At 62.9% G+C, this 9,782-nt stretch carries 6 protein-coding genes; all 6 read right to left on the bottom strand.

Features of this window, described 5'->3' with window-relative positions:
* Window positions 1-536: 536 nt before the first annotated feature.
* On the bottom strand, window positions 537-3,014 hold the full coding sequence (locus tag PFZ56_RS25820) for a TonB-dependent siderophore receptor (RefSeq protein WP_394304510.1): 2,478 nt from the start codon (window positions 3,012-3,014) through the stop codon (window positions 537-539).
* A 113-nt stretch (window positions 3,015-3,127) separates the two neighbouring features.
* Window positions 3,128-4,783, bottom strand: coding sequence for a cyclic peptide export ABC transporter (locus tag PFZ56_RS25815; RefSeq protein WP_170004326.1), 1,656 nt, complete (start codon window positions 4,781-4,783; stop codon window positions 3,128-3,130).
* Window positions 4,784-5,112: 329 nt separating this feature from the next.
* The gene (locus PFZ56_RS25810) at window positions 5,113-6,132 is read right to left on the bottom strand and encodes a GNAT family N-acetyltransferase (protein ID WP_102880143.1); all 1,020 of its coding nucleotides are present in this window, start codon (window positions 6,130-6,132) and stop codon (window positions 5,113-5,115) included.
* A gap of 32 nt (window positions 6,133-6,164) precedes the next feature.
* Window positions 6,165-7,055, bottom strand: a complete 891-nt coding sequence (locus tag PFZ56_RS25805) for a formylglycine-generating enzyme family protein (protein ID WP_170004348.1) — start codon at window positions 7,053-7,055, stop codon at window positions 6,165-6,167.
* 47 nt (window positions 7,056-7,102) lie between these two features.
* Window positions 7,103-8,389 (bottom strand): aminotransferase class V-fold PLP-dependent enzyme, encoded by a 1,287-nt coding sequence (locus tag PFZ56_RS25800; protein WP_170004328.1) that lies wholly within the window; start codon window positions 8,387-8,389, stop codon window positions 7,103-7,105.
* Window positions 8,390-8,421: 32 nt separating this feature from the next.
* Window positions 8,422-9,771, bottom strand: coding sequence for a pyoverdine-tailoring dipeptidase-like protein PvdM (gene pvdM, locus PFZ56_RS25795; protein WP_110653648.1), 1,350 nt, complete (start codon window positions 9,769-9,771; stop codon window positions 8,422-8,424).
* Window positions 9,772-9,782: the final 11 nt, after the last annotated feature.

Here is a 9,782-nt window from a genome sequence, read left to right as displayed (position 1 = left end):
GGTTAGGGGGCTTATCCATTGCTGCGGGTGCGGCGGCTGGCGGTTTCGCCCTTACGGCGAGTCACTTTGGGGCCCCAAAGTAACCAAAGGGCTTTGCCCCTCCACTCGGTGCCTCGCCTAGGCTCGGCATGCCCGAACGCAGGCATTGATCCGTGGGCCGCCGCCACCGGCCATCCTTGGCCGGGTGGCGGCTAACCCGGCATCCCTGCCGGGTTACCCTCGGCTCAATGCCTGCGTTCGGCCATCGTGGTTAACGGGGCGTTCAGATCAAGATCAAGAGCGTGACGGCGGCCTGCCGGCCGGCCTGAAGCTAAGGGTGGGGTGCGTTTGTGTAGGAGCTGGCTTGCCAGCGAAGGCGTCCGCCCAGGCGACGCATGACTTGCGGGCCTCTTCGCCGGCAAGCCGGCTCCTACGAAAATCCAATACCAATGCGTATGCCGAAGACTGAGGGCGAGACATCAGGTCGATGCTGGCGCCTCGGGCAAAAAAATCCCCGCACCGGTGACCGGGGCGGGGAGGGGTTCAACCAAGGGGAATCAGAAGCTGTATTTGACGTTGAACATGACGTTGCGCGGGTCGCCGTAGTAGATCGAGTTGTAGGTGCCGATACCGCTGTAGTAGTTGCGGTCGAAGACGTTGTTCAGGTTGACCGTGGCCTTGAGGTTCTGGTTGAAGTCGTAGCTGCTCATCAGGCCCACCACGGCGTAGCTGGCACGGGTGAATTTGTGGCTGGGCAGTTGGTTGTAGGCGGCATCGACGAAGCTGTTGTCGACGAAGGAGGTCGAGCTCTGCCATTGCATGTTGCCGCCTACGGTGACTTTGTTCAGTTCGGCAGGCAGGCGATAGGTGGTGGCTACCTTGAACAAGTGCTGTGGCTGGGTGGTGGCCACGCGCTTGTTCTTGGCGTCGTAGGATTCCTGGTAGACGTAGCCGGCGTTGACGTTCCAGTCCGGCAGCACTTCACCGGCCATTTCCAGTTCGATGCCGTTGGTGGTGGCGCCCTTGATCGCGCGCATGGCCTCGAAGCCGTCAACGCCCATGACGCCGGTATTCTCGCCCAGGTTGTCCTGCTTGAGCTGGAACAGCGCCAGGCTGGCGTTCAGGCGACGGTCGAAGTATTCACCCTTGACCCCCACTTCGTAGCTCTGCCCGGTGAGCGGCTCCAGGGACTTGCCGCTGACGTCCAGGCTGTAGGGCTGTGGCTTGAAGATGTCGGTGTAGCTGGCGTAGACCGTGTGGTAGTCGTCCAGGTCATAGGTGATGCCGGCATAGGGAATGACTTCCCCGGAGTTGGTGGTGGAGATGCGCGGCAGTTGGCGCAGGGCGTTGACCCGATCGATCTGCCAGTCGTAGTCGGTGACCCGGGCACCGAGTATGAAGTTCAGGGCGTCGGTGGGTTTGAGGATCACCGCTGCGTAGGAGACTTTCTGGGTGCTCTTGATGTCGAAGGTCGACCACCAGGCCCAGTCGGTCGAGTAGGGCATGCTGTTGTTCCAGTTCAGCACGTCGTCGATGACTCCAGTGGTGGTGCCGTCGATACGCTTGGAGCGGGTGGTGGCGTGGGAATAGTTGTAGCCCAGCACCAGTTCGTGGGTGCGCCCAAACAGCGCGAACGGACCCTTGGCGTAGGCATCGAAGGACTTCTCGTCGCTGTTAGAGCCGAAGTTGGCCACGCCGCCCGGCGGCAGGTAGCCATAGTCCTGGCTGTTGTCGAGGTTGACGTGCTCGCTGGACATGCCGGCGATGATTTCCCGCGAGGTGTACTTGCGTGTGTTGACCGTCGCCTTGAAGGTCCAGTCGTTGTCGAACTGGTGATCGAGGCCGACAAAGGCGTGCTGGGTTTCCTGGTTGCGGTAGGCGAACTTGTCCGCCGGGTTGGTGGAACGGGAGAACTTGATCCGATTACCGTTCTTGTAGAACACCGGCAAGCTGGTGTTGGTCGTGGCGTCGTTGTTGTTCTTCTGGTAGTCGTAGCCGACGCTGAGGGTGGTGGCGTCGCTCAGGTCGCCTTCGAGAATGCCGTAGAAGACGTTCTGCTCACCTTTCTGATAGTCGATGAAGCTGTTGCGCTTGCCGGTGCCGGCCACCATCCGTCCGCGTATCGCACCGCCTTCCACCAGCGGGCCGGAAACGTCCACTTCGCTGGTGTAGCGGTCCCAGGAACCGGCGCCAGCGGCGACGTGGCCCTGGAATTCCCGGGTGGGGCGCTTGCGCACCATGTTGATCACCCCGGACGGATAGCCGATGCCGTTGACCAGGCCGGTGGCGCCCTTGAGCACTTCGATGCGGTCGTAGATCAGGGTGTTGCCGATGCTGTAGTTGTCGCGGATGTTGCCGCCGTCGGTGCCCAGGCTGGGAATGCCGTCGTACTGGAAGTTCTGGATTTCAAAGCCCCGCGAGTAATACACGTAGCCTTCGGAGCTCTCGCGGTTGACCGTGATCCCGGGGGTCTGCTGCATGACGTGCGCCAGTTCGGTCAACCCTTGGTCATCCATCTGCTGGCGGGTGATGACGCTCACCGACTGCGGCGTTTCACGCAGGGACAGGTCCATGCGCGTGGCCGAGTTGCTTTGCCCGGTGGTGTAGGAACCAGTCCCCTCAGTGGTGCTCCCCAGCCCCTGAGTGGAAATGTTCATGGTCCCCAGCTCCACAGCCCCACTGCTTTGCACCAGGGTCACGGTGTTGCCTTGGCGCTGATAACTCACCCCGGTCCCGCGCAGCAGTTGCGACAGGGCCTGGTCGGGCTGTAAGGCGCCCTTGATCGCCGTGCTGCGCTTGCCCTGGACGCTGTCCTGGTTGTAGAGCACTTGCAGGTCGGCTTGCTGGCCGAATGTCTGCAAGGCGCTGCCCAGTGACTGTGCAGGAATATCGAAATTGGCTTGCTGGGCCTGTACCTGGGCGGCACAGGGCAGCGCCAATACGGCCCCAAGCAGATAGGGACGCAAGCTCGGCCGCAGCGCATGGCGCATGAGCAGGGCTGTTTTCAGGGGGGTGAGTCCAAGAGGTGCTGGCATGTTCATTTGCTCTTATTAAGCGGCAATGGGAATTCGTTTTAAATGTGAATGTTTCTCAAACTTGTTATGAGACGTTCGACTTCCCGAAAACCGGAAAGCCGAGACGAAAAAAATCAAGCCGGTTCGAGTTCGCAACTGACCTTGCCCGCTTCCATGCGCACCAACTGGTCGGCAATGTCGAAATAGCGATCGTCGTGGGAGATGACGATGATGGTCTTGCCCAGGCGTTTGAGGTCCGGCAGCAGCTCGGTGTAGAAAATGCGCCGGAAGGTCGGGTCCTGGTCGGCGGCCCATTCGTCGAACACCAGCACCGGGCGTTCTTCGATCCAGGCGTTGACCAGCGCCAGTCGCTTGCGTTGCCCGGTGGACAGGTCGGTGGTGGTGAAGGCCCCGTCGCGGATGCTCACCTTGTGCCCGATCTCCAGGCGGCGCAGATATTGTTCGGCCTCTTCGGGCAGTTGTTCGCCACCCTGGACCAGGTCGTCGAACAGGTAGTAGTCGGCAAAGATGGTGGTGAACAGTTGCCGATAGTCGTCGCGGGTCTCGGCGGTGACCGCGTGGCCGTTGAGGCGGATCTCGCCTTCCTGGGGTCGGTACAGGCCCAGTAGCAGCTTGATCAGGGTGGTCTTGCCGCAGCCGTTCTCGCCAACGATGAAGACGATGTCGCCCTGCTTGATCCGCAGGTTCACCGGGCCCAGGGCAAAGGGCGCGCTGCCTTCGACGGCCGGGAAGGCGTAGCGCACATCGTGCAGTTCCAGGCTGTGCACAGTCTGGGCTTGGCTCGCGGTTTCACTGAGCAGCAGGTGCGGTTCGGGGGAGGAGAAGCGCTCGGACAGTTCGGCGATGCGGCGGAAGGCCACCTGGGCGCGGCTGACAATCGGCAGGTTGCCGATCAGCAACTCCAGGGGGCCCTTCATGTACAGCAGCACCAGGACGAAACCGCTCATCACTGCGCGGTCGTTGTTGGGCCAGAAGGACTGCAGGGCCAGGGCCAGGCCGATGACCACGAAAAACAGCATGGAGCCGAAGGTCTTGGCGACGATGAAAATGTTCACCGACTCTATCTGTTTGTTGCAGATGTGCTCGGCGCTGTGCTTGATCCGCTGGTTGAACATGCGGTTGCGGCGAGGCCGGTGGATGCGCAGTTCCTTGGCGCCGTCGGCAATGGCGTTGTAGTGCTTTTGCAGGTTGTCCTCTTCATCCCGGGCGTCCATGAAGCCCTTGATGCCCTTGGTCTGCGCGACAAACTGCACGCTGCAGCCAATCACGATGGCCACCAGCATCAGCAGGAACATCGGCCATGAGAGCAGGGCCAGGTAACCCAGGCAGCCCAGGGTCACGGTCAGGGAAATGGCCAGTGGCGCAAAGGCGAAGGCGAAGTCGCTGATGGTGTCGATGTCGTGGGTCAGTACCGGGATCAGGCGATGGCTGCGATAGCGTTCGATCTGCTCGATGGGCGCGCTGAGGACTTTTTCCCCCAGGTCTTTGCGCAGCTTGCTGATGATGTGCTGGCCGACGTAGTTGCTGCCGATGTCCGACAGAATCGAACACAGCAGCGCCAGCAGGCACAGCCCGGCGAAGGTCAGGACCACGCCGCGACTGAGGCCGTCGGCGCCGTTCAGGGCCTGGTTGATGGTCGCCAACAGGACGGTGATGCTCAGGCCGCCGATGATGCCCAGCACGATCGATACGGCCACGGTGGGCCAGAAAGGTTTGAGCAGGCCCAGCAGGTCACGGATGGCGCTGCGGCTACGCGGAGGGCTGTTCATGATGACTCCTGGTTCAAGCACGGATAAGGGCGGGTGAGAGGCGGTTTGCGTTGGGGCATGGGGGCCGGGGTGCAGCCGTCGGGTTCATCTGGTGCGCTTCCTCTGGAATGGATCGAGATACGGGCAAGGGGCCGGGGTGCACAGCGCGACGCGGCGTGCAGTGCCGTGCGCTTCAATGCCGGGCTTGAGGAGGCTGTCGCGTTCGGGACGGGGCTTGACTCAAGACCGTTGCAGAGAAGACGAAGTGGCGCTGGGGGGATTTAGCGCAGGCCTGGCGTCGCGCCGTGCGTCGGTCGCTGCAGGGAGGCTGCAGCGACCGCTGGATCAGCTCAAAGTGGTCGATCGAAGAAGAACTCGCGCTCCAGGCGCAGCAGGGCGGCTTTCTTGTGGGCCAGTTGAATGTCCTTCAAGTGACCGAAGCCCTGGGACTTGAGGAAGTCGATCTGCCGGTCATGGTCGATGCGCGGTTCGCCAAGGATGCGCTGGGTGCGTGGATCATCCAGGAACATGTAGTGCATCAGCGAATTGAACCAGCCCTTGAGCTTGCCGATGCCCTGGTGCTTGTTCTCGCCCACCACCACGTGCCAGCCGCGGTCGTGGTCCTGCACGTCGTAGTAGGGGGCGATGCGGTCTTCCTTGCACCAGTAGACTTCGAAGTAGGCGAAAGGCTCGTCGTCGTAGCAGCCGATCAACGGATGGACCCGCGGGTCGGCGAGCATGTCTTGCAGATAGGCGGCGTGCTCGTCGAGGCTGCCGGCCTGCTCCCAGAAGAACGCCACCTGCTCCAGGTTCATCCAGCGATTGAAGGCTTGCAGGTCACGGTCCGGATCGATGGTGCGCAGGCTGAACTCGGTGTTGAGCCCCGGCAGTCGACGGCGGTACACCTCGCCCTGGGGCAGTGGCGGGCGTTGTGGGTGACGTTTCTCGCCGCTGAACTGGTAGAAGGGCGCGGTGTGGGCGCTGGCCGGAGCGCTGAGCCAGGGCAGCGGGTGCTGCCAGAAGGTGCTGCGTCGGCACTGTAGCTCCACCTGGTGGGCATCGGCGGCGAGCAAGGTGTCAAAGACCCCCTGGCGGATGGCTGACACGGCAAAGTCGCGGCTGGCACGCAGGCGAACCCGTACCTGGGCGGACTTTTTCTTGTAGCAGAAATGCCCGCCCAACAAGGCTAGCAGCGCGCTGGCCGGGTAGTTGGGGGCAATCTCGCCGGCGATCTCGATCAGTTCGCCATCGCTGCGAAAGGTCAGTGCCGCGAAGCCCTCGGTGTGCAGGCTGCCCTGGTTCTCTTCGGCGTCATGCACGCTGGCGGTGGAACCGTCGCTCAGCGACAGGGTGAACAAAGCTGCTTTCATGGTGTGTCTCCGTCAGTCGATGAGGGGGAAGGTCAAAGGTCGCGGGCAACCCGGAACCCCAGCCAGTCACCACGATCGGTGGGGTAGATGTTGTTGCGGTTGCCTGAGCGGGAAAAAATCGGCGCTTCGGTCCAATCGTTGCCGCGCATCTGCAGGACGCTGCAGTTGGGCTCGGTCCAGGCGCTGCCGTCGGTGGGGGCGCCGACATAGTTTTCATGCCAGCAGTCGGGGGTGAACTCGTAGACATTGCCGTGCATGTCGTAGACGCCGAAGGCGTTGGCGGGGAAGGAGCCGGCTGGTGAGGTGAAGCTGAAGCCGTCTTCCGGGCCGTAGGTGTTGGCGTGCTTGGCGATGCTGTACTCCTTGCCCTCGTCGAAAGGGAAGGGGAAGGGGCCGGTACTGCCGGCGCGGGCCGCGTATTCGCGCATGGCTTCGCTGACGATGAAGTAGTGCTGGCCGGTGCGCTTGGACAGCCAGGCGGTGTAGGCCTGGGCTTCGTTGAAGTCCATGCATACCGCCGGTTGGCGCGGACCGACTTCGTAGCGGGGTTTGCCGGCCTTGCATTCGCGGCCAGGGCGCGTGTCGCCGTCGGGCATCTGGTAGCCGGTTTCCTTCAGGTAGGTCGCCCATTCGCCGGCCAGGACCTGGAAGCGCCCGATGGCGAACGGCTTGGCGAAGGTCACTTCATGCATCGGACCTTCGTCCTCCTGGCGGCCGACCTCGTCAGCGGGGGTGCCCATGATGAAGGTGCCGGCGGGCAGCACCACCATTTCCGGACAGTCCTTGCAGTCCTTGAACACCTTGCCCGGCTGGGGCGAGGCGGCGGCCTGGGCGGCGGTCGGCAGTAACAGGCTCAACAGCAGGGCCAGGGAGAGACTGGCCAGGGGCGGGCGGAGGGCGGTGCTCAGTGAATGCTGTTTCATCATGACTCTCTTTTTAAAAGTGACGCAGGGCGCAAGGAGGAGCGGTTTCAGACCTTTTTGCGCAGCAGGTCCATGAAGCGATCGATCTGTTGTTCGTCGTTGAGCAGGCCAGGCGCGGTACGGATCACCGGACCGACGTCGCGGTCCACGGCATCGACCACCACCCGATTGGCCATCAGGTAGGCGGCGAATTTGTCGCAGTCCTGATTCTTGATCCGGAAGAAGGTGAAGCCCGCTGACAGCTCGGGGCTCAGGGGGGTGACCAGCTCCACTTGGGGCAGCTCCTGCAGACGTTGCTTGAGGTAGCTGTTGAGGGCGTGGATGCGCGCCTGGACCTGGGCCTTGCCCAATTGCAAATGCAGCTTGAAGGCTTCATCCAGGGCCCAGCGGTGTTCAAAGGCGTGGTAGCCGCCGGGGGTCATGCTGGTGGCGAAATTGTTGTCCTCGGAAAAGGTCGGCACGCTGGGGGTAACGTCCTTGAGCTCCTCGGAACGGGCACAGATGATCCCGGTGCCGCGAGGGCCGAACATCCACTTGTGGGTGCCGGAAATGAAGTAGTCGCAGTGCATGTTGGGGAAGTCCAGGTTGTCCACGCCAAACCCGTGGACCCCATCCACCACATAGATGATTCGGTCTTTGTCGTCGCGGTTGCGGTTGAACTCGTCCACCAACTGGCCGATCTCGCCGATAGGCAGTTTCACGCCGCTGCCCGACTGCACCCAGGTCATGCCCAGGACTCGGGTATTGGGGCGGATACTGCGCTTGATCGAGTCCAGGATTTCATCTTTGGACACCCGGTGCGGGTCCTTGAACAGGCTGATCTTGCGCACCTGGGTGCCTTGCTTGCGCACGCGATATTCCAGGCTGTACTCGGTGGCGTAGTGTTCGTGCACCGTGGTCAGGATCTCCTGATCGGGCCGCACGTGAAGGCCGCCATAGATCATCGCCAGGCCTTCGCTGGTGCTGCCGGTGAGGGCGATCTGGCCGGGCTTGGCTTGCAGGTAGCGACCCGCCCATCGACGCACCTCGGCCTCGCGTTTCCAGGGTTCCTGCAGGTCCCAGTCCATGGCCAGCCCGGGGTTGCGGTCGATATTGGCGCGATGTCGTTCGATGGCTTCACGCACGGGCCTTGGGTGCGAGGTCACCAGGAAGTTGGAAAAGTGAATGGAGTCCGGGTCCTGGTCGAACAGCAGGCGCAGTTGCGCCCATGGGGCCTTGGGCGTGGGCGCCGGGGCGCTAGCGCTGGTGCCGGACGCGGCCAGGGCGCCGGCGCCCAGAGGCAGGCCGGCGGCGAGGATGCCGGCCTGTTTGAGAAATGTACGGCGATCGGTCATGAGCTCATTTCACTGGTTGGCAAAAGGGGGGATCAGCGATTGGCCAGGGGCTTGGCGGATTTCTGCACCTGCTCCCAGACCCGCAGGAAGTTGCCGCCCCAGAGCTTGGCGATATCTGCTTCGCTGTAGCCGCGCTGCAGCAGTTCGGCGGTGACGTTGCGGCCCTCGCTGACATCCTTCCAGCCGTCCAGGCCGCCGCCGTCGTTGAAGTCCGAACTGATGCCGACGTGGTCGATGCCGATCTTCTTCACGGCGTAATCGATGGCGTCGCCGAAGTCCTTGAGGGTGGCCTTGGGTTCCGCTTCGACAATGCTGTACAGCTCGCCGGCGTATTCGCCGAAACGCTGTTCGGGCCACACGGTGATGATGGCGTCGCCGGGCATCAGGGCCATTTCCAGCCCGGTCAAGGGTTGCAGGTCGAAACGCGCGCGCAGGGCGTTGAGCTTGTCCCGGGTCGCTTGGCTCAGGGGGCGCAGGTAGGTGGGGAAACCGACGATCTGCACCACGCCGCCGCTGTCCTTGATCAGCTGCATTTCCTTGTCGCTGAGGTTGCGCGGGATATCCACCAGGGCCCGGGGCGCCGAGTGCGAGGCGACGAAGGGCGCGCGGCTGAGCTGGCTGACCTGCTCCAGGGCCTTGGTCGACATCTGCGAAACATCGATGATCACCCCCAGGTCGTTGAGCCGGCGCACGGCCTGCCGGCCCAGGTCGGACAGCCCGCCCAGGGCATCCGGGGTGTCGTTGAAGAACGGCAGTGGCCGCGAGGAATCGGACCAGGCGTTGTTGCCCACGTAGCTGAAACCGAACATGCGCATGCCCCGGGCCGCCCAGAGATCGAGCTGGTCGAGATCGGTGCCCAGGGGGTAGGCGTTGAGCATGCTGAGGAACACCGCGAACTTGCCTTCGCCGTTGAGGCGGCGGAACTCTTCCGGGGTGTGGGCAATGGCCACCTGGTTGGGGAAGTCGCGGACCATGCCGGTGAGGATCTTGTAGCGCGCTTCCTGCTCGTTGCGCGCGGCGTCGACAAAGCCCGCCGTTGGGCGATGAGGGGCATTTGCGCCGTTCCAGATTTCCGGCCAGCCAAAGATCGTCAGGGCTGCGCCGGACAGGCGCCCGCGTCCGGCCTTGGCCAGGTCGAACTGGCCGCTGCCGTCCTTGTCGGCCTCGTTGCCGGCACTGCCGAAATCCAGGGGCACGGTAATGTGGCTGTCGAAGGAGAGGATGCGCTCCTGCAGTTCTTCTGCCTGCTTCATCACCTTGACCGGATAGCCGGGGTTGTCCCTGAACCAGTAGTCCCAGGCCAGGAAGCCGGCGCCGGCGCCAATCGCCAGGGCCAGCGGCAGGCCGATGTAAAGAGCCTTCTTCGAACGTGGTTTTGTCATTGCCATCTCAG

The sequence above is a fragment of the Pseudomonas danubii genome, assembly GCF_042980055.1.
Taxonomy (GTDB): Bacteria; Pseudomonadota; Gammaproteobacteria; order Pseudomonadales; family Pseudomonadaceae; genus Aquipseudomonas; species Aquipseudomonas danubii.
This window is presented reverse-complemented; position numbering and strand designations above follow the sequence as displayed.

Coding starts and splice junctions, on each gene's coding strand:
- PFZ56_RS25805 (WP_170004348.1), bottom strand. CDS start 7,055: ATGAAACAGCATTCACTGAGCACCGCCCTCCGCCCGCCCCTGGCCAGT.
- PFZ56_RS25815 (WP_170004326.1), bottom strand. CDS start 4,783: ATGAACAGCCCTCCGCGTAGCCGCAGCGCCATCCGTGACCTGCTGGGC.
- PFZ56_RS25820 (WP_394304510.1), bottom strand. CDS start 3,014: ATGCCAGCACCTCTTGGACTCACCCCCCTGAAAACAGCCCTGCTCATG.
- PFZ56_RS25810 (WP_102880143.1), bottom strand. CDS start 6,132: ATGAAAGCAGCTTTGTTCACCCTGTCGCTGAGCGACGGTTCCACCGCC.
- PFZ56_RS25800 (WP_170004328.1), bottom strand. CDS start 8,389: ATGACCGATCGCCGTACATTTCTCAAACAGGCCGGCATCCTCGCCGCC.
- pvdM (WP_110653648.1), bottom strand. CDS start 9,771: ATGACAAAACCACGTTCGAAGAAGGCTCTTTACATCGGCCTGCCGCTG.